At 44.5% G+C, this 22355-nt stretch carries 20 protein-coding genes and 4 tRNA genes; 11 read left to right on the plus strand and 13 right to left on the minus strand.

Features of this window, described 5'->3' with window-relative positions; genetic code table 11:
* The 7 genes from OCV11_RS10445 to uvrY form a co-directional block, all read right to left on the minus strand.
* Positions 1-76 (minus strand) — tRNA-Gly (locus OCV11_RS10445).
* A gap of 31 nt (positions 77-107) precedes the next feature.
* A tRNA-Leu gene (locus OCV11_RS10450) sits at positions 108-194 on the minus strand.
* Positions 195-276: 82 nt separating this feature from the next.
* Positions 277-352: transfer RNA gene (locus OCV11_RS10455), tRNA-Gly, on the minus strand.
* A 2-nt stretch (positions 353-354) separates the two neighbouring features.
* Positions 355-428 (minus strand) — tRNA-Cys (locus OCV11_RS10460).
* Between the two features lie 327 nt (positions 429-755).
* Complete coding sequence (gene pgsA, locus OCV11_RS10465; protein WP_261892799.1) at positions 756-1313, minus strand: CDP-diacylglycerol--glycerol-3-phosphate 3-phosphatidyltransferase; 558 nt, start codon at positions 1311-1313, stop codon at positions 756-758.
* Between the two features lie 46 nt (positions 1314-1359).
* Positions 1360-3189 (minus strand): excinuclease ABC subunit UvrC, encoded by a 1830-nt coding sequence (gene uvrC, locus OCV11_RS10470; RefSeq protein WP_261892800.1) that lies wholly within the window; start codon positions 3187-3189, stop codon positions 1360-1362.
* On the minus strand, positions 3189-3833 hold the full coding sequence (gene uvrY, locus OCV11_RS10475) for a UvrY/SirA/GacA family response regulator transcription factor (protein ID WP_261892801.1): 645 nt from the start codon (positions 3831-3833) through the stop codon (positions 3189-3191). Before uvrY ends, uvrC begins: the two co-directional genes overlap by 1 nt.
* A 461-nt stretch (positions 3834-4294) precedes the next feature.
* On the opposite strand from uvrY, the gene OCV11_RS10480 reads away from it, so the two are divergent.
* Positions 4295-6658, plus strand: coding sequence for a DNA polymerase II (locus OCV11_RS10480; protein ID WP_261892802.1), 2364 nt, complete (start codon positions 4295-4297; stop codon positions 6656-6658).
* Between the two features lie 8 nt (positions 6659-6666).
* Here OCV11_RS10480 and OCV11_RS10485 read toward each other — a convergent pair whose 3' ends face one another.
* Positions 6667-7434, minus strand: coding sequence for a nucleotidyltransferase domain-containing protein (locus tag OCV11_RS10485; protein WP_261892803.1), 768 nt, complete (start codon positions 7432-7434; stop codon positions 6667-6669).
* Between the two features lie 298 nt (positions 7435-7732).
* On the opposite strand from OCV11_RS10485, the gene yeiP reads away from it, so the two are divergent.
* Entirely contained in the window at positions 7733-8299 is a 567-nt protein-coding gene (yeiP, locus tag OCV11_RS10490; protein ID WP_261892804.1) for an elongation factor P-like protein YeiP, read from the plus strand.
* Positions 8300-8306: 7 nt separating this feature from the next.
* On the plus strand, positions 8307-8627 hold the full coding sequence (locus tag OCV11_RS10495; protein ID WP_261892805.1) for an HI1450 family dsDNA-mimic protein: 321 nt from the start codon (positions 8307-8309) through the stop codon (positions 8625-8627).
* Positions 8628-8672: 45 nt separating this feature from the next.
* On the opposite strand, the gene yqfB is transcribed toward OCV11_RS10495, so the two are convergent.
* Positions 8673-8990, minus strand: a complete 318-nt coding sequence (yqfB, locus tag OCV11_RS10500; protein ID WP_261892806.1) for a N(4)-acetylcytidine aminohydrolase — start codon at positions 8988-8990, stop codon at positions 8673-8675.
* Positions 8991-9640: 650 nt separating this feature from the next.
* Between yqfB and OCV11_RS10505 the strand changes: the two genes are divergently transcribed.
* Positions 9641-10369 carry a DUF3581 domain-containing protein gene (locus OCV11_RS10505; RefSeq protein ID WP_261892807.1) on the plus strand — a complete coding sequence of 243 codons (729 nt, stop codon included), beginning with the start codon at positions 9641-9643 and terminating at the stop codon, positions 10367-10369.
* A gap of 80 nt (positions 10370-10449) precedes the next feature.
* Here OCV11_RS10505 and OCV11_RS10510 read toward each other — a convergent pair whose 3' ends face one another.
* Positions 10450-10917, minus strand: coding sequence for a methyltransferase family protein (locus tag OCV11_RS10510; RefSeq protein ID WP_261892808.1), 468 nt, complete (start codon positions 10915-10917; stop codon positions 10450-10452).
* A 114-nt stretch (positions 10918-11031) separates the two neighbouring features.
* A complete protein-coding gene (ydiJ, locus tag OCV11_RS10515) occupies positions 11032-14067 on the minus strand; it encodes a D-2-hydroxyglutarate dehydrogenase YdiJ (RefSeq protein ID WP_261892809.1) in 3036 nt (1011 codons plus the stop codon).
* Between the two features lie 209 nt (positions 14068-14276).
* Between ydiJ and OCV11_RS10520 the strand changes: the two genes are divergently transcribed.
* The 6 genes from OCV11_RS10520 to OCV11_RS10545 all read left to right on the plus strand — a co-directional run bounded on the left by OCV11_RS10520 (position 14277) and on the right by OCV11_RS10545 (position 19605).
* Entirely contained in the window at positions 14277-14960 is a 684-nt protein-coding gene (locus OCV11_RS10520) for a DUF3334 family protein (protein WP_261892810.1), read from the plus strand.
* Between the two features lie 116 nt (positions 14961-15076).
* Complete coding sequence (locus tag OCV11_RS10525) at positions 15077-15760, plus strand: DUF2786 domain-containing protein (RefSeq protein WP_261896275.1); 684 nt, start codon at positions 15077-15079, stop codon at positions 15758-15760.
* 192 nt (positions 15761-15952) lie between these two features.
* Entirely contained in the window at positions 15953-17044 is a 1092-nt protein-coding gene (locus tag OCV11_RS10530) for a J domain-containing protein (protein WP_261892811.1), read from the plus strand.
* 178 nt (positions 17045-17222) lie between these two features.
* Positions 17223-17420, plus strand: a complete 198-nt coding sequence (locus OCV11_RS10535) for a hypothetical protein (RefSeq protein ID WP_261892812.1) — start codon at positions 17223-17225, stop codon at positions 17418-17420.
* A gap of 372 nt (positions 17421-17792) precedes the next feature.
* A complete protein-coding gene (locus OCV11_RS10540; RefSeq protein WP_261892813.1) occupies positions 17793-18188 on the plus strand; it encodes a hypothetical protein in 396 nt (131 codons plus the stop codon).
* A 310-nt stretch (positions 18189-18498) separates the two neighbouring features.
* A complete protein-coding gene (locus OCV11_RS10545) occupies positions 18499-19605 on the plus strand; it encodes a phosphoribosylaminoimidazolesuccinocarboxamide synthase (protein WP_261892814.1) in 1107 nt (368 codons plus the stop codon).
* Positions 19606-19702: 97 nt separating this feature from the next.
* Here OCV11_RS10545 and OCV11_RS10550 read toward each other — a convergent pair whose 3' ends face one another.
* Complete coding sequence (locus OCV11_RS10550) at positions 19703-20104, minus strand: transporter (RefSeq protein ID WP_261892815.1); 402 nt, start codon at positions 20102-20104, stop codon at positions 19703-19705.
* Positions 20105-20572: 468 nt separating this feature from the next.
* Between OCV11_RS10550 and OCV11_RS10555 the strand changes: the two genes are divergently transcribed.
* Positions 20573-21577, plus strand: a complete 1005-nt coding sequence (locus tag OCV11_RS10555; protein WP_261892816.1) for a substrate-binding domain-containing protein — start codon at positions 20573-20575, stop codon at positions 21575-21577.
* Positions 21578-21696: 119 nt separating this feature from the next.
* Here the strand turns inward: OCV11_RS10555 and OCV11_RS10560 are convergent, their stop codons facing one another.
* Positions 21697-21996 (minus strand): PAAR domain-containing protein, encoded by a 300-nt coding sequence (locus tag OCV11_RS10560; RefSeq protein WP_261892817.1) that lies wholly within the window; start codon positions 21994-21996, stop codon positions 21697-21699.
* Between the last annotated feature and the right edge of the window lie 359 nt (positions 21997-22355).

The following is a 22355-nucleotide window of genomic DNA, read 5'->3' on the forward strand; positions in this document are numbered from 1 at the left end:
TGGAGCGACACACGAGGTTCGAACTCGTGACCTCAACCTTGGCAAGGTTGCGCTCTACCAACTGAGCTAGTGTCGCATGAAATACGAAATTCGCATTTCGAAATAGATGGTGCCCCGGGCCGGACTTGAACCGGCACAGCGCGAACGCCGAGGGATTTTAAATCCCTTGTGTCTACCGATTTCACCACCGGGGCACGCAAAACTGGTTGCGATGCCTTTACTGAAAAGAGTAAAACACCATCTTGATACCGAACATCTGTTCCATATCTTTTAATTTGGAGCGACACACGAGGTTCGAACTCGTGACCTCAACCTTGGCAAGGTTGCGCTCTACCAACTGAGCTAGTGTCGCAATGGAGGCGCGTCCCGGAGTCGAACCGAGGTTCACGGATTTGCAATCCGCTGCATGGCCACTCTGCCAACGCGCCTCTGTAAGTTCAGGACTCATTCAGTTAACACCGAAGCTCCTGACTACGGGAATGCATTCTACGGATTCGATGCAGCGAGTCAACACTATTTTTTCTAATTTAATATCGTTTGGCTATTTAACATGCAAAACAGATTATTTTGTTCAAATTAGAATCAAAAATATCGATTTTTCCGCGACATAAGTCACATCAAATAAGAAAGAGCGCTACGCAGAAAAACGCTTACCTGCTTTCGTGACAGCTGATCTTACTCTCGCTTATCCTATTTAAAAAACAAAAAAGGCAGGGATTACCCCTACCTTTCTCTAAAATCACGTCTAAACACCGTTACATGCTCTCTTCACTGAGCAAGTCATCTTTTGCGGCCATCAAATATTGCACCATCGACCAATATGTAAGAACGGTTGCTACGTAAATCGCCACATATCCAACCCAGATCATCCAGTCATCGTAGCGCCAAATCAGCACCCAAAGAGAGAACATTTGCGTCAGGGTTTTTACTTTACCAATCCATGAAACGGCCACACTGGCACGTTTGCCAATCTCAGCCATCCATTCACGGAGTGCAGAGATAATGATTTCGCGGGCAATCATGGTCACGGCAGGGATCGTAATCCAAATGGTGTGGTAGTGCTCAGTGATCACAATCAATGCGGATGCAACCAACACTTTATCGGCCACTGGGTCAATAAAGGCACCAAAACGAGAAGTTTGCCCCAGTTTGCGCGCTAACATTCCATCTAACCAATCGGTAAATCCGGCAACCCAGAAAACCATCGCTGCTGCAAATGGCCCCCAACTGAACGGAAGGTAAAATGTCACGACAAATACAGGTATTAGAAAAAGTCGTATTAAAGAAAGAATGTTTGGAATGTTAAAACGCATAATTATAAGCTCTTATCGACGGCGCGTTTATGGTGCGGCATTTTTACTATTGTTTCAATGCCTGATAAATGTTTTCTGCCAAAGAATAACTGATCCCCGGCACTTTGGCGATTTCTTCTACAGTTGCTCGCTTAAGTTCTTGTAATCCTCCCATATATTTTAACAATGCTTGGCGACGTTTTGGTCCGACTCCCTCGATCCCTTCCAACGAACTGGTACGGCGAGTTTTGCCCCGTTTGGCTCGGTGCCCAGTAATCGCATGATTATGGCTTTCATCACGAATATGCTGAATCAAATGCAGTGCTGGCGCATCACTTGGTAAATGTGACTCTTCACCATCTGTTGTAATTAGGGTTTCCAGCCCAGGCTTACGGGTCACCCCTTTGGCGATACCAATAAGACGCGGTCTTTTCGGCCAATCCCCCCAACATTGCTGCAAAATCTCATGGGCTCGATTGAGTTGTCCTTTACCACCATCGATAAAGATGATGTCTGGGATTTTATCTACATCAAGCTGCTTGGAATAACGACGCTCCAAAACTTGCCCCATCGCGGCGTAATCGTCACCACCAGTAATGCCAGTAATGTTGTATCGGCGATACTCTTGTTTTACCGGCCCTTCCTGATTAAACACGACACACGATGCAATAGTACTTTCACCCATGGTATGGGAGATATCAAAACACTCCATCCGCTGAATCGATTCCATATCGAGAACGTCTTGCAGTGCCTTAAAGCGCTGACCAATCGTCATCTTGTGGTTGATCTTAGTGGTGATCGCCGTTAAGGCATTGGTATTGGAGAGTTTAAGATAACGGCCACGAATGCCTGTGGGATTGACGTGAAAATGCACTTTACGCCCCGCCACCTCAGTTAATGCCCCTTGCAAGGTTTGCGTATCATCAAACAAACCCGGGTTAAGAATGATGCGAGTTGGGATGGTGCGCGCTTCGTTGTGACTCAAATAGTATTGGGTCAAAAAGCTTTCAAACACCTCTTCACGGGAAGTGTTATGCGGAATTTTCGGAAAATGGCTGCGACTGCCAAGCACTTTACCTTGCCGAATCATCAAGATATGAATACAGGCGATCCCATTTTCTTGAGCGAAACCCAGTACGTCCATATCTTCCATGGAATCATCGGAGACATATTGCTGTTCTTGGACGCGGCGAATGGCATGGATCTGGTCGCGAAACTTTGCTGCATCTTCAAAACGCAACTGGGCGCTCGCCTGTTCCATTTTTTGAATCAGAATTTCTAGAACTTGCTGGTCTTTGCCTTGCAAAAACAGTCGCACGTAATTGACCAGTTCTGCGTAATCGGCATCGGAAATCACTGAAGAGACACAAGGCCCAGCACAGCGACCAATCTGATACATCAAGCACGGCCGAGTGCGATTGCTATAGACCGTATCTTCACATTGACGGACTGGGAAAATTTTCTGAATCAAATGCAGAGTTTCGCGCACTGCGCCAGCATCAGGATAAGGACCGAAATACTCTCCTTTACGCTTTTTCGCACCACGATGCATCGACAGGCGTGGATGCTTATGGCCGCTCACGAAGATATACGGATAGGTCTTATCATCGCGCAATAACACGTTGTATTTAGGTAGGTATTGCTTGATGTAGTTGTGCTCAAGTATCAATGCTTCGGTTTCGGTATGCGTTACCGTAACATCAATCTTGGCAATATTACTGACTAAGGCTTTGGTCTTTTCGCTGTCGATTTTCTTACGAAAATAACTGGAGAGACGCTTTTGCAGATCTTTGGCTTTACCGACATAAATCACATCAGCCTCGGCGTTATACATCCGATAAACGCCAGGCTGGTGCGTCACTGTCTTTAAAAACGAGATTGAATCGAACTCAGGCACTACAACTTCTCTGTGTCCAGCATCCCATGGCGGATCGCCAAGTGAGTCAGTTCAACGTCGCCGCTGATGTCTAACTTAGCAAACAAACGGTAACGATAACTGTTGACCGTCTTTGGACTTAGATTCAGTTGTTCCGAAATGTCGGTAACTTTCTGCCCTTTGGTGATCATCATCATGATCTGCAATTCACGTTCAGACAAATCAGCAAACGGATTTTCAGAGGCAGGCGAAAATTGGCTTAAAGCCATTTGCTGTGCAATCTCTGGCGAGATGTAACGTTGACCACTGTTCACCATACGAATAGCGTTCACCATTTCGTCTGGAGCAGCCCCTTTTGTCAGATAGCCCGCAGCACCGGCTTGCATTACTTTAGTCGGGAACGGATTTTCTGTATGAACGGTTAAAACGATGATTTTAACGTCTGGATTTGCCCGTAAAATTTTCTTGGTCGCTTCTAAACCACCAATACCCGGCATGTTCATATCCATTAGAACCACGTCGGCATGGTTACCGCGACACCATTTTACGGCTTCTTCACCACTATCAGCTTCCCCTGCTATATTCATTCCACGGACGTCTTCAATAATACGTCGTATCCCTGTGCGCACCAGTTCGTGATCATCTACAAGGAAAACACTTATCAAACTTGTATCTCCACGCTTATCTATCGGCTCTGCGCCACCTAGCAAGAAAGTGGTCAGCAGGATGGATGCTTAGTTAATCGTAATTATCTAATCTTGCATTCTACGAATATGTGCTTAAACGCAAACTTTCGCAAGTACTTATTGGACTGAATTATCGTACAGAGATAAAACATTTCAACATCAAAGAGTTACTTCTCACTGACTGAGAAACTTTTTTTGTACTTTGTGGCTTAAACGACAAGAAGTTAGACAATTAAATCGAAAGAAACACTAAGCTAACTCCATTGAATACACTAAAACCGACAAAATAACAAAGGTTAACCATGACTTTTGTTCGAAAACGACCCAGATAACTCGGTAATTATCTCCGGCATTGATGATCATAATTTGTTATGATTTGCCCTATCTTCTTTGGGTGACGCTGTTAGCGGTGCCACTATGCTATAAAACGGAATAACCATTTGACCCTTCAATCCGGATTTCTCCTTACGCGCCAAGCTCGAGATCGACAAGGCCAAACGCAAATTGAGCTGTGGCTTGCTACCTCCCAAGGCCCAACTCAACTCATCATTCGTGGTGAAAAACCGGTTTTTTTTATTCCCGTCACACAGCAACAACTAGCACAAGAATTAACAAGACAAACATCGGGTTACATCGAGTTTCGCCCACTTGAGCTACAATCATTTGATCAAGAGCCATTAGTAGCAGTCTACTGTGCAACTGTGCAGCATTCTGCGCAAATCCAAAAACTGCTGCTGGAAGCAGATATTTTGGTGTTAGAAGGCGATATCAAACTGGCTGATCGCTATCTTATGGAACGCTTTATTCAAGGAAGCCTTGAATTTACTGGGGATATTCGTCAATACGACCACTATACCTATGTCGACAACGCCAAGTGTCGCAAGGGCGACTACTTGCCCAATCTCAACGTGGTTTCATTAGATTTAGAGTGTTCAGAAAAAGGGATTCTGTACTCCATTGGACTAGATAGCCCAATGGATAGCCGCGTTATTATGATTAGTGAGCCGCAAAGCGCTGAGACAGCTATCCAATGGGTAGCGGATGAAAAAGCCCTGTTGCAAGCAATGGTCGATTGGTTTGAGACCTTTGACCCCGATATTATCATCGGCTGGAACGTCATCGATTTCGATTTTCGTTTACTGCATCGCCGGGCTCAATGGCATCAAATGAAATTGATGTTGGGCCGAGGCAAACAAGCCAGCTATTTTCGTAGCGCCGAACAGACGCAACAGGGATTTATCACCATCCCCGGTCGAGTGGTACTCGATGGCATCGATACCTTAAAAACCGCCACTTACCACTTCCGCTCTTGGTCGCTCGAGTCGGTATCACAAGAGCTGCTGGGTGAAGGGAAAGCGATTCACAACGCTCATGACCGCATGGATGAGATCAACCAAATGTATCGCCACGATAAGCCATCATTGGCGAAGTACAATTTGCAAGACTGTGTACTGGTGAACCGTATTTTTGCTCATACCCATCTGCTTGAATTTGCCATTCAACGCTCGCGTTTAACTGGCTTAGAGCTCGATCGCATCGGCGGCTCCGTGGCAGCGTTTACCAATCTCTATCTGCCACAATTGCATCGTGCTGGCTACATCGCCCCCAATCTGCACTCGGAAAACTGGTTAGCCAGTCCCGGGGGGTATGTTATGGATTCTATCCCTGGACTTTATGACTCGGTGTTAGTCCTCGATTTTAAAAGCCTATACCCTTCGATTATTCGCTCTTTCCTGATTGATCCACTCGGGCTAATTGAAGGTTTGAAATTGGAAATCGGCACGCAAGACGACCAAGCCGTGCCCGGTTTTCGCGGCGGTCAATTTCACCGTACTCGCCATTTCTTACCCCATATGATCGAACAGCTTTGGGCAGCGCGTGATCAAGCTAAGCGCAATAAAGAAAAAGCGTTTTCACAGGCGATCAAAATCATCATGAACTCTTTTTACGGTGTGTTGGGTTCGTCTGGTTGTCGCTTTTTCGATACTCGCTTAGCGTCAAGTATTACCATGCGCGGGCATGAAATCATGAAACAAACCAAGCTGTTGATTGAAGCGCAAGGTTATCAAGTGATCTACGGCGATACCGATTCAACCTTCGTATCGCTTGGTAAAGAGCATACGCAAGCTCAAGCCGATCTTATTGGCAATCAGTTAGTGGAACAGATTAATCTATGGTGGAAAGCGCATTTAGCTCAGACCTATCGTCTCAACTCGATTTTAGAAATTGAATACGAAACTCACTATCGCAAATTTCTTATGCCCACCATTCGTGGCGCAGAAACGGGTTCCAAAAAGCGCTATGCGGGATTAATTGGCGAAGGCGATGCTGAACGCATTATTTTTAAAGGCTTAGAAAGTGCTCGTACTGACTGGACTCCCCTCGCCCAACGTTTTCAGCAAGAGCTGTATCGCATGGTTTTTCATGGGGAAAGTCCTGATGAATACATTCGTCAGATTGTTGAACAAACACAAAATGGGGAATTGGATAGCGACTTGGTCTATCAAAAACGGCTACGCCGCCGCTTGCATGAGTACCAAAAAAACATTCCACCGCAAGTGCGTGCCGCCAAGATGGCGGATGAAATCAATGAGCGTTTGGGCCGACCACTGCAATACCAAAATAAAGGCATTATTGAGTATGTGATTACGGTAAATGGTCCCGAGCCACGGGAATATACCCAGAGCCCGCTCGATTATCAGCACTACATCGACAAACAGCTGCGCCCCGTTGCTGATGCCATACTCCCTTTCATTGGTCTGCAATTTGACCAAATGAATGCCCCTCAATTAGGGCTGTTTTAATCAGCCCCTCACCCGATACGAAATTCGGTCTTTTCGTATTGCTTAGCTAACCACGGGCCAAAGCTATCAATCAGGCCGATGACCGAACGTTTCGGAATCAATTTGCCTTTCAGCAAAATGCCGAGACGTTCAACCTCAACTTGTTTTTCTGGGTGGTAACGAACAAACTCTTCACCACACTTGATAGGGTCATCATACCAATGCTTATCCCGATACATCACCAGTGAATAAGCAGCGCGCAGTAGCTTTTTGCTTACTTCGATTTGCGCTCGAATCTGCTCTTCAGCTTGATTTGTTTTGGCAATCTTAGCTCGGTAGTAAGCAACTCGATAACCAACATCCATGTTCCAATACTTAGCAATTTCCCAGCTGGGTTCGTAATCACCAAAACATTCCCGTAAATCATCACCATAAACGCAAATACTGCAGTGACGCAGCAAAAATCCCCACGAAAAAAGGCTATCAAGAGAGGCCACTTCTTTTGCCAAAGCGGTTTTTACATTCACATCGGTAATAAAAGGATAAGTACGTTGAAAACGATACCGAATCGTATTGACCAAGGTCGCTTTGCTCTCTTCAAAAGGCTGATGGGTCACCAAAATGATATCAACGTTAGAAACGCCCGGTTTTGCCTGACGACGAGCTACACTGCCATAGAGATAAATGCTATGTAAGTTGCTCCCCAAACCAGCGCGAAAAAATTTTACCAGCTCACCTACTGGGGCGGCATATTGGGTTTGAAGGGGCTTTTCAGTCGATAACACACGCAATGGCATAAAAAGGTCGCGCTCCTGTTGATAGTGCGAAGGGAAACAGCGTTATGTTCCCCTATCAAAGCAGATCAATCAATATTTGTCCCACGCTTTAGGTCATTCAGCAGTCAGAATTCGGTGCAGGTCAGTGCAAATGCGCAAATTTTCACTCAAACGTAACATCTTGCTCAGTTTTAACCCGTAATAACCGTTTAAGAATGCGCCATTTAACAACAGACTAGCAATGTTATGCACACAAATATTTTTTTCCCTCGCGACCTTCGCTATAATGCTGCCACTTTATGTATGAAGGAATCTTTCCATGCCAAAGGCAAGTGAATTAAAAAAAGGTCTAGCTATTATTTCTAGCGGTAAGACTCTACTAATTAAAGATATCGAAGTAACCACTCCAGGCGGTCGCGGCGGTTCTAAAATCTACAAACTGCGTTGTACTGACCTAACAACGGGTGCTCGCGTTGACGAACGTTACAAATCTGACGATTTCCTAGATACCGTTGAGATGAACAAACGTTCTGTATCATTCTCTTACGTTGATGGTGATGACCAAATCTTCATGGATAATGAAGACTACTCACAATTTACTTTCAAAACAGCTGACCTTGAAGACGAACTTCTGTTCATCACAGATGAAATCAAAGGCATGCAAGTTGTTCTTGTTGACGGCAAAGCGGTTGCACTAGAACTTCCAGCATCTGTTGAGATGGTAATTGAAGAAACTGACCCTTCAATGAAAGGCGCTTCAGCTTCTGCACGTACTAAACCTGCACGTTTCGCAACTGGTCTAGTTGTTCAAGTTCCTGAGTACATCGCTTCAGGTGAACGCGTAGTGATCAACACTGCAGAACGTAAATTCATGAGCCGAGCATAAGAGACGAATGACTGATTTAATTTCTTACGACGATATTATCGAAACTGCCTATGACATCTTCTTGGAGATGGCACCGGACAACCTTGAGCCTGCAGACGTTATTCTGTTCACAGCCCAGTTCGAAGATCGTGGCGCGGCAGAAGTCGTCGAAATTGGTGATGATTGGGTTGACCATGTCGGTTTTGAAATCGACCAAGAAATTTGCGCGGAAGTCCGTATTGGACTGGTTAACGAAGAAAACGACGTGCTTGACGATGTCTTTGCTCGCCTGCTTCTAAGCCGCGACCCAGATCAGAAATTCTGTCACATGCTATGGAAGCGTGACTAATACTAAAAAGCCAACCCCGCGGTTGGCTTTTTTATTGGTGCGTTTTTACCCTTCGTTGACCAGATGAAAGGTCAACACATAAAGCGCTTCGATACCTGGGTAAATATCGTGAATCACTGCCTTTAATTCTGGCAGCGTCATATTTTCCTGCTGAGCATGGAATTCAGTTAACTCAGCAAATTTTACTGGGTTAACTGACTCAATTTCGATGGTACAAAAATAGCGGTTCTCTTCAAATGTCGCGACGGTTACGATGTCGCCCGTTTGATAATCCTTTTCGCTCTCGTCACGAATCGTGATGACTTTCTTGCCAGCCAAAATATCCGTGGTGAAACGTTCAAAAAAAGTAATGTGTTTGGTCATATCAGTATCGTGATGGCGATTAAATTTCTGCGACACTATATCGGGTTAATGAGCTCGACGCGAATTTGTTCCACGACTTATGCTACGTACTCATTCTACGTAGTAATAGGCAATCAAGGATTAACCGCTGCATCGCTATCGCACTTTGACAATAACAGCACTACCGACAATCAACATTCATCCTGTTTGCTTTAATGTGACAACGTCACTCATGGATTCAATTTTGATCGAACTCGCTACTTGCTATTGCCGATCAAATCGTACACGAAACAACCACTCTCCCCGAGTGATTATGAATTCAAATCCTACGGTAAAAGATTCGTCATCGGCTTTTAGACACTTGGCACAGCCATTTTTGCTGACTGCTGCATGCTATTTATACAAAAAATTGTTCTAAAACAGGTTGTTAAATTAAAACTGTATCATGAAGCGAGATTCAGGCAGTTATTGAATATACATAATAGAAATGGATAGCGTCGTACATAACCTTAATGAGGATGAAATAACACATATTCGCCACTCAGTATTAACCATGCATTAACCTAGCTGTATTATTTCTTAGAGATCTGAGGATTTCTTTCACTGGATAGACCATTTATGGCAATTTGTCGGGTATAATGCGTCACGGTTTCGATGACGTAGCGTATATTATGTTTCTAACTCCTTATTTTTCATCTCACGATGCTCAAATCCAGTTCACTCGCCAACAAGCGAGCCATTTTGCTAAAAAAGTGGCTGGTGACTACAACCCAATTCATGACGAAGACAGCAAGCGTTTCTGTGTTCCTGGTGATTTGTTGTTCGCGGTTCTGCTTCAACAAGAAGGCATCAGCCAAAAAATGCGTTTTGACTTCTCTGGAATGGTGAGCGATGGTGTTCTTTTACACATCGATAATCGTAACGATGAAGAAAGTGCTGTTGTTGACGCTGCGGGCAAAGAATATTTGCATTTGAAACGTTCTGGCGAAACTAGCCATAACGCCGATTTTATCGAACATGTAGTGACAAACTACGTGCGCTTCTCTGGCATGAACTTCCCTCACATCATGGTTCCTCTAATGGAAGAGAAACAGATGATGATTAACTGCCAACGTCCTCTCGTGATCTACGAAAGCATGGAAGTGGAATTCGACCGTCTTGACCTAACTCATCCAGAAGTAGAATTTGCTGGCGCAACATTTGATGTTGATGGCAAACGTGGGGTAGTTACGTTGAACTTCGCATTTAAAGAAGATGGAATCGTGATTGGTAAAGGCGTGAAACGCATGGTTGCTAGTGGTTTGAAACCTTATAGCCAAGAAGATATCGACGACCTTGTGACCCGCTTTAACGAACGTAAAAACGCATTTCTTGCTGAGCACTGCTCTGCGGTCGCGTAATCGTCGTCACCTTAAAGATTTAAAGAGAAAGCCCAATCATTGATTGGGCTTTTTTGTTCTTTGTGTTTGTCTTGCTTTTATTATAACCAGCGTCTTACTTCAGCTTGATAGCGGCGGTAAACATCGCCAAAGTGTTGAGTTAAAAAGCGCTCTTCCGGCTCAATTTGAAATCGCTGTAGATAAAGCACGAATAACCAAACCACCACTAATGCTGCCACATTTTGCAAATAGTAAGCGATACCCAGTAGCAGCAACGATAACCCCAAATACATTGGGTTACGGCTAAATCGAAACACCCCATGGGTCACCATGGTAGATGTTTTTTCTAATCGGATGGGGTCAACCGTGGTTTTTGCCACATAAAATGCCCACACCCCACCTAAGCCAAACCCCAGTGAAAACAGCAGGCAGATCCCATACCCTACCAGCGGATAAGGCCAAAATACGGTTAAACTTTCGAACCATTGCTGCGAAAAATATTGGGCAATGAGAGCCAAGACAAACAACACAACCGGCGGTATTTTTCGCTCTAGTGGATGACTTTGCATGAGACAACTCCCTGAATGCTAATCGAAACACAGTATACCTAAGCCTAAAAAAGGACAATAAAAAGCTCGACTTGAGTCGAGCTTTTGCCTGGAGGTAACAAATATTGGGTCAGGTTAGACCAAACTCAATAGAGCCTGCAGTGGATGTTTTGGCTTAATATGCTCAAACCGTTTTACTTGGCTACGACAGCTATAACCTGAGATTAAGCAGCGTTCACTTGGCAGCTTATCTAGATTAGGTTTCCAGCTCAGTGCGAAGATATCCTTAGACATCTGCAGCTTATCCACTTCATGGCCAAACGTGCCTGCCATACCACAGCAGCCCACAGGTACAGACTGCAGCGTAGCGCCAAAGTGAGTGAATATAGCGCCCCACTCTTTTTCCGCATTCGGCAGTTTGGTTTTTTCAGTACAGTGAGCAAACAGATACCAAGGAGCGTTATCTTGCGCGGATTTAGCAGTGAACTGCTCCAATCGTGGCAATAACCATTCGTGTACCATTAACACTTTAAAGTCACCGCGTTGCTCACCCAACAATTCCGCGTATTCATCGCGATAGCACAATACCATGGCAGGATCGACGCCCACTAAAGGAATGTTGAGTTGCGCGACTTCGTTTAGAAATTCACTCGTGCTCTCTGCGGTCGATTTAAACTGCTTCAAGAACCCTTTAATGTGCTGTGCTTTACCGTTGGGTTTGAAAGGCAATAACACTGGTTTTTTGCCTAATTTCACCAACAGGGCGATAAAGTCCTCTACCACATCCGCTTCGTAGTAACTGGTGAAGGGGTCTTGCACTATGATGGTGTACTTATCGCGTTCTTGTTCTGGCAAAGCGGCTAAACGCTGCAGATCAAAATTAGCGATAGGATGACGGCGAATCCGTTTGGCTAATGTGGGAACCGAGAGCAGCGGTGCGTCCACGTACCCGACCGTTGACGCGGTTATGTTTTTCACCCAACCTTGCTCAAGCATGGTATTGACCACTTTAGGCACGCGCGCCATCAGTGGCAGCATGGTTTCAATATTCGCCACCAAGTAATCTTTCATCGGACGCTGATAACGAGTGTGGTAAATATTGAGGAAACGAGAACGGAAACTTGGTACATCAACCTTAATTGGACATTGACTAGCACACGCTTTACACGCCAAACAGCCATTCATCGCCTCGTAGACTTCGTGAGAGAAATCGTACTCATGACGTTGATTGATCCGGTTGCGCACGCGATCAATTAAACCTTTGATCGATGAATTACGCTGATAAGTTTCTTGTTCCAAACTCAGGATGTCTACCCCTTGTTCGGTCAGTTGCCGTAACCATTCACGCACCAAGCCTGCACGACCTTTCGGCGAATGACGACGATCAGCCAACACCTTCATCGAAGGACACATCGGCGATGCGGTGTCGTAGTTGAAGCATAAGCCGTTACCGTTACACTCCATCGCTTGTTTGAAACTATCGCGTACTTGAACATCGATTTGGCGATCATAATGACCACGAGTGACACTCGCTACTTTCACCAGTTCCGCATCAGAATCGAGTGGTGTACAAATCTTACCTGGGTTCATTTTGTTGCTTGGGTCAAACGCAGCTTTCACACGGCGCAACTCTTTATAGAGCTCTTCACCAAAAAAGGCTGGGCTGTATTCAGAGCGGTAACCTTTACCGTGTTCGCCCCACATCAAGCCGCCATATTTAGCGACCAGCTTGACCACTTCATCAGAGATTTCGAGCATCATGCGCTCTTGCTCTGGGTCACACATATCCAGCGCAGGACGTACGTGCAAAACCCCGGCATCCACGTGACCAAACATCCCGTAGGCAAGGCCTTTAGAATCGAGCAACGCACGAAACTCAACAATGTAATCTGCTAGATGCTCCGGCGGCACACAGGTATCTTCCGTAAAAGGAATCGGCTTAGCTCGACCTTTGGCAGCACCAAGAAGACCCACCGCTTTCTTACGCATACCGTAAATACGGTTGATGCTTGGCAAATCGTCACACACTTGATAGCCGATAATACCCGCTTCGCCCTTAGCCAGTGTTTCATCCAAAGATGCTACCAACTTACGCACTAAATCATCCACTTGCGCTTGGTCTTGATCAGCGAACTCAACAATGTTGATTCCCTGCATCTCTTTGCCAGGGACATCGGTAATCAACTCTTTCACACTGTGCCAAACAATATCCTGCTTAGCTAAGTTAAGCACTTTAGAGTCGACCGTTTCCACAGAGAGTGCATTCGCTTGTACCATCAGCGGCGCATTACGCAGTGCAGAATCAAAACTATCGTATTTGATGTTAACCAGCGTACGTGCTTTTGGAATACGGGTTAAGTTCAGTTTAGCTTCCGTAATAAAGGCCAGTGAGCCTTCCGCACCACACAATACTCGAGTGATATCGAACTGGTTATGCTCTTCATTAATCGCATTTTTCAGGTCATAACCGGTTAAAAAGCGGTTTAATGGCGGGAACTTAGCAACGATTTGTTCACGTTTATCACGGCATACTCGTTCAGTCACCTCAAAGGCGACGGCAGCATAACCTTCCGTAGGATGACCATTAGAAAGATCGGTTTCTAACATCGAACCATCCACAAATACGGCTTGTAAAGAGAGGACGTGATCGGAGGTTTTGCCGTATTTCAATGAACCTTGGCCAGAGGCATCGGTATTGATCATCCCGCCTAACGTAGCGCGGTTACTGGTGGAAAGTTCTGGGGAGAAAAAATAGCCGTAAGGACGAATCGCATCGTTTAACTGGTCTTTAATCACGCCAGCCTGAACACGAACCCAGCCCTCTTCTTCATTTATTTCAAGAACTTTGTTCATATGTCGGGACAAATCGACGACAATACCTTTCGTTAGGGATTGTCCATTTGTTCCCGTACCGCCCCCACGAGGCGAAAAAGTGATCGCCGAAAAGTTCGGTTTTGAACTAATCTTTCCTATTAAGGAGACGTCCTCGGTGGTTCGCGGATGAATCACAGCCTGAGGAAGTTGTTGATATACACTATTATCAGTGGCAACCGAGAATCGACTTGAATATTGAGTCTCGATGTCACCAGTAAAGCCGGCAGCTTCCAGTTCGTGCAAATACGTGAGCACGACCGGGTCAATATCAGATTGGTGGTGAAGTCTTGGTAACATGTGCTTCCTGCCCCTACATCGCTGATCCAATCAGCCGTGGGTGATGGGTTAATTTATAAATTAATCTTTGAGTTTGGTCACTTTACAACATTTAAAAAGGTGTTCAAAACAGAATCTGAATGACAGAATGAATTGAAGCGAAAATTTACGCTCTAACTACGTTGTCTATTTCGTTTCTCATAACAGCTATTTTTTGACGGATTAAAATAATGAGTAAAAACAAGACCATCACTACCGAAGACATTTTGTTGAAATTGTGTCAGTCAGTTTCGACTGTGCTCAGCTCAGCAACAGGTGAAAGCATCACCTATTCAGCCATGGTACAGAAAATCACCAAAACCTCACTGAAACCCGATTTCGGTTGTTTCGTTCTGTTCGATGGCGGATTCTCCGGTCTGGTCGTAATAAACTTCACCGCCAAAGCAGCACTTGAGCTTTATTCCAGTTATATGCGTAATATGGGCATTCCTGAAGATGAGCTAGCGGTATTGCATACATCAGACGAAGTGGGTGACGTGCTCGGGGAACTCATGAACCAATTGGTCGGCGATTTTACCAATAAAGTACGCAAAGAATTGCAAACCAACATCACCCAAAACCAACCTAAGATGTTGTCTCTTAACAAACAAGTAAACTTGTCTGTTGATACTAACCTTGACCGCCCTCAAGCGCGTCGTGTGACTTTCTCAACACAAAACAACAATATCTTCTACCTTGAATTGGCAATGGACAAAACAGAGTTCATTCAGCTAGAAGATTTCGAGATCCGTGAAGACGAAAGTCCAGATGCAATCCTTGAAGCAACACGCAAACGCATGTCTGAAGGTAATTCATCTAACGCACCTGCACACGATGATTCAAACGACGATTTGCTCGACTCACTTGGCATCTAGCTCACTTTTCTTAGGCTATCTCGCGATAGAGATAGCCTCTTCCCTTTCTATTTAAACCGAAAAACGCTAAAATAGCGGACTTTTCCAAACGCCATAAATCGTTTTTTCGCATGCCTATAGATAAACAAAAAGCGCTCAAGAAAATTGCTAAATGTCTTGAATTGGGTAATTCAGCTAACGTAAACGAAGCGGCGAATGCCATTAAAATGGCACACCGTCTAATGATGAAATACGGTCTCGACAAAGACGATATCGAGTTCATCAAAATGGGGAAAACGCAATCTACCCATCTGCTCCCCTCCAATATTGGTTCTAGCATTTTACGTGTGATCCGCGGTATCAATACCAAATTTGGTGTTGAGGCAGTGTTGCTCAATCACAAAGGTTTAAAACGCGTCGAATTTATCGGTGAAGCCGACCGCGCGATTTTCGCCGCCTTCGCCTTCGATATCATTTATCGAGAAATGAACGAGCAAACAGGTCAGTTCCGCAATAGCTTTTCTGGCTCTGGCACATCATCGCTCGAAGTCACGCGCAGAGTGAATTCCTTTGTGTCAGGTTGGATTGAGGGCGCGCTGGAAAAATTGCCCGAAATCACGCCGGATGAAGAGTCTGCGAACAAGATCAATAGCTATATCGATAAAGAGTTTCAAAACATCGATCGCGAAACGTTCAAACAGCAGATGCGCGAGGCCATTAAAAACCTCACTGAAGATTATGAAGTGGGTCTAAAAAAAGGTCGTCGCGTCTCCGTTAGCCGTCCGATCCAAGGTGCACAAGCACCTAAAATGCTCAAGTAATTAGCAAGTTAGTACCATTCGGTGCCTAAGTGGTGTGGTAATCCACACCATTTCCCTCTATTCTTTGTTCTGTACCCTAGCCAACGATACTAACCTCATTTGAGGTTCTGTCTTTAGGTGCAATCTCAATATCCTATTCCCCGGTTTATCGCTTTTGCTCTTAAACCTGTTTCTTATGATGGATTTCATACTGTGTTGCGATTGTTTTTATTGTTAATTCTGTTTTGGACACCTTTAGCCACCAGCGCAGATCTCTCCGCCTTAATCACTCAAGCGCAAGCTAACAGTGTGCAAGCACAATATGCGCTTGGCTTGGAGTATCAACAGGGGCAAAACACCACACGCAGTTTACCTGATGCCTTTTATTGGTTTGAAAAGGCCGCGCAACAAGGTCACAGTAAGGCGATGGAACAAGTCGCTGAAGCCTATTTATATGGTCTTGGAACCGACAAAAACCCGCAACAAGCTGTTTTCTGGCTCACCAAATTGGCCCTACTTGGCCAAACAGCTGCACAAACCACATTGGCAGATTATTACCAAAAATTAGGGGCGCAGCGTATCGATGCCCAAGATTTAGCCCAGCTTTGGTATCACATCGCCAGTGAAAAAGACCCGCAGGCGGAGGCGAAATACACCCAAATATTGGAAGATCAATTTAACCAGCAACGGGCCAGACAGGTTGCCTCTATCAAGCAGCTCGAACAAGCCATTCCCGATGCCAACCCAAGCTCAGCCACAAACAATAACAGTCAACAGATGTCTAACAATGAGAGTGGTAATAATGGCGATGGTTCCGTTGCAAGTGATTACTTACTTTTGGTGTGTTTACTGATTTTATTATTTGCTCTCGTTTGGAGTGCCAACCTTTGGCGACGTCGTAACCAACAAAAAGAGCAGCATGCACGCGACGAGAAACACGCGCAGCAACATCAGGCCAATGAGCAACAAAAGCAGCTAAAAAAACAGAAACAGCAATTAGAAACCCTATTTCATGAAGTGCAACGTTTACAGGGCGATAAACAAAAACTGACGGCATTGTTAACCAAGAAAATGCAAGCCAGCGCGCCACCTCCACCACCAGCGCCAAATGCTGCGGCACAAAATTTAGCTCTGGCCTGTGCATTATTGGGGTTTAATCCCGCCCAGATTCCCGATGAGAAAGCCATCAAACTGCGCTATAAACAGTTATCGAAGATCTACCATCCCGATATGAAAGGCACAGAGGAAGAGATGAAACGCTTAAATGGTGCAGTGAAACTGGTAATGGCACAACGCAAAAAATAGTCTTGCAAAATAGCCCTTTGGAAGAAGTGCTTTTCAATTAAAACGTCACATAATAGAGCGACTCTTTAAGCAATCGATTTCTGTCTCAATCGCGAATAAAGCCTTTGGTCACTGTCGTGGTTTATGAAATAATATACATAATTATTAGCGCCTTAGAATAGAAGGTGGGAGAGAAAAGATGTTACTCAAACAACGGGTATGTGATTGGTGTAAACGCCCGGGTCAACTGACTAAACACGAATACTTTGATGGTAAAGCATTTTACGCCTGTGAAGCCTGCAACGAGCATGCTCGTTTAGATGTTCGCCAATACAATTTGGAAGAATTGGCATTTCGTCAGCAAGTAAAAAACTCACCTTCAGCTCCATCATTATAAGTACACCTCTAGCAGCACTAAGCGCCAATGACTGGCGCTTTTTTGTTTTCTACACCCATGCTCTTTATCCTAATCTAGAGCGCTCCCCTATCCATCAAATGCCCTAATTCCACTGTCTGATATACAGGTAAACAGACGCAACCACTGTATAAGCATGAACAAAAAACGTGCGATAAATCACAATCCACACAGTTCTACGACCAGATATACGTCAGGCGCATCACATTTATTTATTATTAATTTCAATATATTAGAGATCAAGCTCTGTTCAAGACATCGCTAATTGTGCAAATAGCGCACAAAGAAACACTTGATCAGTTACCTGTATAGATATACTGTATAGACATACAGCATGTATGAAAGGACAGTATCATGATTCATTTAAATCGTTCTCTACCCTCACTGGCACAAGAGCATTTTGTTTCATCTTCTTTTGCCAATGCCCATAGCAACCTCGACATGATGTCGCGTTTAGAACGCTTATCTCAGCAGCAGCAATGGATTCTGTTTACTGCCCAATGCCGTCGCCCTCGCGTTAATGAACTTTCTGCTTATCGCATTCAATGTGAAAAAGTCATTCACATGAAACCCTCTCAATCCCGAGATGAACTATCGATTGCAATCCAAGCCATTCAAAGCGGCAACGCTAGTGCCGTGATTGTATCGAAAGGCATTGCGAAAGCGGACCAATCTCGGTTAATTCAGCTTGGCAAACAATTTCAGTGCGAAGTCTTTTTCGTTGATTCACACAGTAGCGCTCTTCACTAAATTCACAGTTGCTACTCTCTCTGCCTTATTTTGTCTCCTACCTTGCTGTAGACCACGTTGATATGTATCTCGTGTTGTCGTAGGAGCGTTTACCCGGAAACCTTATGCTGTCCATTGGTGTTCCGGGTTTATTTCCCCGCTAAAAACTGCGCTAACTCATCAAAACAGTAAAAAATATTATTAATTAGGCAAACGTTTGCTTTTTCTCTGGTAGCCAAGAAAAGTTCTGGTATCATGCACGCAGTAAACGATATCTCTCCTGTTTGATATCTCTTCTCAACGACGTTTGAAATAAGATAGGAATGTCTAAATGAGCCTTGCAGATCAAGTCCTTGCCGTCAACGACGACCTCCCAATTCGTACACACCAACCCGTTCATAGCGGTAAAGTTCGTTCCGTCTACTGGCTAACTGAAGAAGATAGCCGCCGTCTAATCCAAGAAAAAGGATATGATGTAGCACCAGATGCACCGCTTGCAATCATGGTGATCAGTGACCGTATTTCTGCGTTTGACTGTGTGTGGCATGCAGAAGGTGGACTGAACGGTGTCCCAGGTAAAGGCGCAGCATTAAATGCTATCTCTAATCATTGGTTTGATCTGTTTAAACAAAATGGTTTGGCTGACAGCCACATCCTTGATATTCCACACCCATTTGTTTGGATTGTGCAAAAGGCGAAACCAGTCAAAGTGGAAGCGATTTGTCGTCAATACATTACCGGTTCAATGTGGCGTGCTTACACGAAAGGCGAACGTGAATTCTGTGGTATTCAACTTCCTGAAGGATTGGAAAAAGATTCTCGCCTACCAAACCTGCTGATGACTCCATCAACAAAAGGGATTTTGCGCGGTATCCCGGGCGTTCCTGAAGCGGATGATGTGAACATCACTCGCCAAGATTTGGAAAACAACTTTGCCGCGTTCAACTTTAGCAAAGCAGCGGATATCGATTTATACGAAACCCTACTACAACAAGGTTTCAATGTAATCAGTGATGCTCTCGCGGCAATTGGTCAAATCTTCGTCGACACCAAATTTGAATTTGGTTACGTTTCTGATGCCAAAGGCGTTGAAAAACTGATCTACATGGACGAAGTGGGCACTCCAGACTCTTCTCGTATTTGGGATGAAGCAGAATACCGTAACGGTAAGATCGTGGAAAACTCAAAAGAAGGCTTCCGCCAGTTCTTGCTTAACTACTTCCCAGATCCCGACATTCTACTGAACAAAGAACGTATGCCAGAACGTGAAGCGTTAGCTCGTGATAATGCGCTACCACTGGATTCACTGATGGACATTTCTCGTACTTACCTAGGTATTGCCGAAAAAATCATTGGCAAACCAGTAGAACTAAGTACGAACCCTAAACAAGAAATCATCGATATCTTGGATAAAGAATACGGTTTGATCGCCCATTAATCTCAGGCGAGCTTAGCTATAAATAGCAAAACGGGGCAACATGCCCCGTTTCTTTTTGCCGCAATCTTACACTCTGCTGAGCATATAACTGGCAGTGCTATTCAGCCGATTCTAATTGGCTAGACACTTCCACCATAAATTCATCACTGGCTGATGAATGAATGCGCACTTTCCCTTTTTGCTCAATCACTTCTATCTGCTGAGCTTCTAAAGCGTATGGCATGATCAGTTTGATTTCATCAATCCCCTCTTGGCGAGCAAGACGAAATAAATTGATCAGATTTGACTCATCACTCCGGCGACTAGAAAGACGATCTAGAGCAATATCCCATAAACGCTCTTCAGGACCTTTTTGGTTGTTTGGCACATGTTTTAACATTGCACCCGAGAGCGGATACAGCGAACCAAGCACATCGGCAAAGGTCCATTTCTTAGTGCACGAGGCACCTAAAAAACTGGTGTAATCAAAAGTTGCGAAAATTTTCTCATGCTCTTCCATGTTGCCTCCGACCTAATGACGTCTGACATAATTAAATATTGAGCAATTAGGTGCTTATAGCAATGTGATATTAGAAAACGGTCTGATATGACGAACGAACCTATCTAAAGGATATTAAAGCCACAGCTTAGTAACATCCGGTGCACAAACCCATCATAAGGTATAGCTAATTTATTAATCACTATACGAACGAGTTTCCGCCCTCTGTTTTATCCCGAAGATAATCAGGCTCATTCTGACTGATTGGTCAAATCCACCCTTTTTATGCGGCGATAGTTTACCTGTTTTGCACTGAAAAATGGATAAGCAAAATAGCAATTAACACACTGTATATCAGCACATCATGAACAATCTCAAAGATTGGCCTATTTCTCATCGATCTGACGCATAAAATGCCCACTCAAATTTGCCTTAATTCGTTGAAAAGTGTTTAATTCTAGTTAATTACGAATTATCGAGTTAGGTGTTATGGCCACCATCAAAGATGTCGCGAAAGCGGCTGGCGTTTCAGTCGCTACCGTATCGCGCGTGATCAATAAATCACCCAAAGCCAGTGCTTCTTCAATCGAGGCCGTCACCAAAGCCATGAGTGAACTAGGCTATCGTCCCAATGCGGCAGCACGCGCGTTGGTTAACCAAAGTACTGAAACAATGGGGGTTTTGGTCTCTGATGTGTCCGACCCTTTTTTCGGCACCTTAGTCAAATCCGTCGACATGGTGGCGCATCAGAATGGTAAACATGTGTTAATCGGTAATGGTTACCACAATGAAGAGGGCGAACGCCAAGCGATCGAACTGTTGATCAACAACCGTTGTGATGCTTTGGTTATCCACTCTAAAGCATTAAGCGATGCAGAATTGATTGAATTTGCGAAAGAAGCCAAAGGTATGGTACTGATTAATCGCCATATTCCTGAAATAGCTCACCGTTGTATCTCCTTAGATAACTTCAAAGGAGCCTACCTAGCGACGGAATTTTTGATTCGTAACGGCCACCGCCATATCGCCTGTATTGCTTCCAATCACCCTATCGAAGACGTCGATCAACGTATTGATGGTTATAAAGCAGCGTTAGCGGATAACGGTATCGTGCTTTCGCAAGATTACATCGATTATGGAGCGCCAAGTTTGGAAGGGGGCGAAGCAGCAATGACCAACTTGCTGACCAAGTCTATTCCGATTACCGGTGTCGTCGGCTATAACGATTATATGGCCGCGGGTGCACTATCGATCCTAGATGAAAATGGCATCGCGATTCCCGATCAAATATCGATTGTCGGCTTCGATGATGGCTTAATTGCTCGATATATGAAACCAAGATTAACTACAGTGCGCTACCCGATCAGTATGATGGCAGAGAAAGCGGCGTTATTGGCATTACAACTATCAAGAGATGAACCGATTAATCCAGACATCTCGACTCGCTACTCACCAACGATGGTGAAACGTGATTCAGTAAAAGCCTTGGTCTAAACAATGGCTGAATAAACTGCCAATAAAAAAACACCGCGAAAAAGCGGTGTTTTTTTATTGCTTACGACACAGTTTCAATAGCCCTATCGCATTAGCCATTAGCCATTAGCCATTAGCCATTAGCCGATAATAACGGTCCCTGAACCGGCTGCAATAGTACCGCCGCAGTTCACTGCATCACCGATTCGCGCCGCAGCCACACCATCAATTTTTACCGTACCTGAACCAGCGGCAATCGCCCGACCATGGGCACCATGAGGCGTTTTAGGACAAGGACAAGTGTGCATCTGTAATGGGTCCCCAACTCGCGCAGCGGCAATACCATCAATAAATACGCTACCGCTCCCCGCAGTAATAGCCGTCGGTGGAAAACATCCGTGCCCTGTATCTACATCACCTACTCTTGCTGCACCAGCCATAGAAACTCCTTAAACCTAGTCTTTATCGTTAAAAGAGAAAACTATCCTCATCGAGTACCTTCACATCGGCACTGACAACATCGCTTTCTATTTTTTATGCTTAGTAATATGCAATATGTACACCGAAAACAACATCAATACATTTCAATGAGTTAACTTTATTCACTAAGCAAGATCTTACCTAACAAGCAATTTCTTGCCCAATGACTCGACCAATAGGCAAAGCCTAGTTTTCCTCACTAAAAACAGTGCAAAAGATAGCTCGCGCGGCTAAATAAAAATATTTTCTAGTTAAATGAAATATTATAGAAAAAATTACCAAATATTTTGCATTTGTAAGGAAACAAAGCAAAACATTT

The organism is Vibrio porteresiae DSM 19223, from assembly GCF_024347055.1.
Lineage (GTDB): Bacteria > Pseudomonadota > Gammaproteobacteria > Enterobacterales > Vibrionaceae > Vibrio > Vibrio porteresiae.

Coding starts and splice junctions, on each gene's coding strand:
- pgsA (WP_261892799.1), bottom strand. CDS start 1,313: ATGCGTTTTAACATTCCAAACATTCTTTCTTTAATACGACTTTTTCTA.
- OCV11_RS10485 (WP_261892803.1), bottom strand. CDS start 7,434: ATGCCATTGCGTGTGTTATCGACTGAAAAGCCCCTTCAAACCCAATAT.
- OCV11_RS10560 (WP_261892817.1), bottom strand. CDS start 21,996: ATGGCTGGTGCAGCAAGAGTAGGTGATGTAGATACAGGGCACGGATGT.
- yqfB (WP_261892806.1), bottom strand. CDS start 8,990: ATGACCAAACACATTACTTTTTTTGAACGTTTCACCACGGATATTTTG.
- OCV11_RS10550 (WP_261892815.1), bottom strand. CDS start 20,104: ATGGAAGAGCATGAGAAAATTTTCGCAACTTTTGATTACACCAGTTTT.
- ydiJ (WP_261892809.1), bottom strand. CDS start 14,067: ATGTTACCAAGACTTCACCACCAATCTGATATTGACCCGGTCGTGCTC.
- OCV11_RS10555 (WP_261892816.1), top strand. CDS start 20,573: ATGGCCACCATCAAAGATGTCGCGAAAGCGGCTGGCGTTTCAGTCGCT.
- OCV11_RS10505 (WP_261892807.1), top strand. CDS start 9,641: ATGTTTCTAACTCCTTATTTTTCATCTCACGATGCTCAAATCCAGTTC.
- yeiP (WP_261892804.1), top strand. CDS start 7,733: ATGCCAAAGGCAAGTGAATTAAAAAAAGGTCTAGCTATTATTTCTAGC.
- OCV11_RS10510 (WP_261892808.1), bottom strand. CDS start 10,917: ATGCAAAGTCATCCACTAGAGCGAAAAATACCGCCGGTTGTGTTGTTT.
- OCV11_RS10495 (WP_261892805.1), top strand. CDS start 8,307: ATGACTGATTTAATTTCTTACGACGATATTATCGAAACTGCCTATGAC.
- OCV11_RS10545 (WP_261892814.1), top strand. CDS start 18,499: ATGAGCCTTGCAGATCAAGTCCTTGCCGTCAACGACGACCTCCCAATT.
- OCV11_RS10535 (WP_261892812.1), top strand. CDS start 17,223: ATGTTACTCAAACAACGGGTATGTGATTGGTGTAAACGCCCGGGTCAA.
- OCV11_RS10520 (WP_261892810.1), top strand. CDS start 14,277: ATGAGTAAAAACAAGACCATCACTACCGAAGACATTTTGTTGAAATTG.
- OCV11_RS10540 (WP_261892813.1), top strand. CDS start 17,793: ATGATTCATTTAAATCGTTCTCTACCCTCACTGGCACAAGAGCATTTT.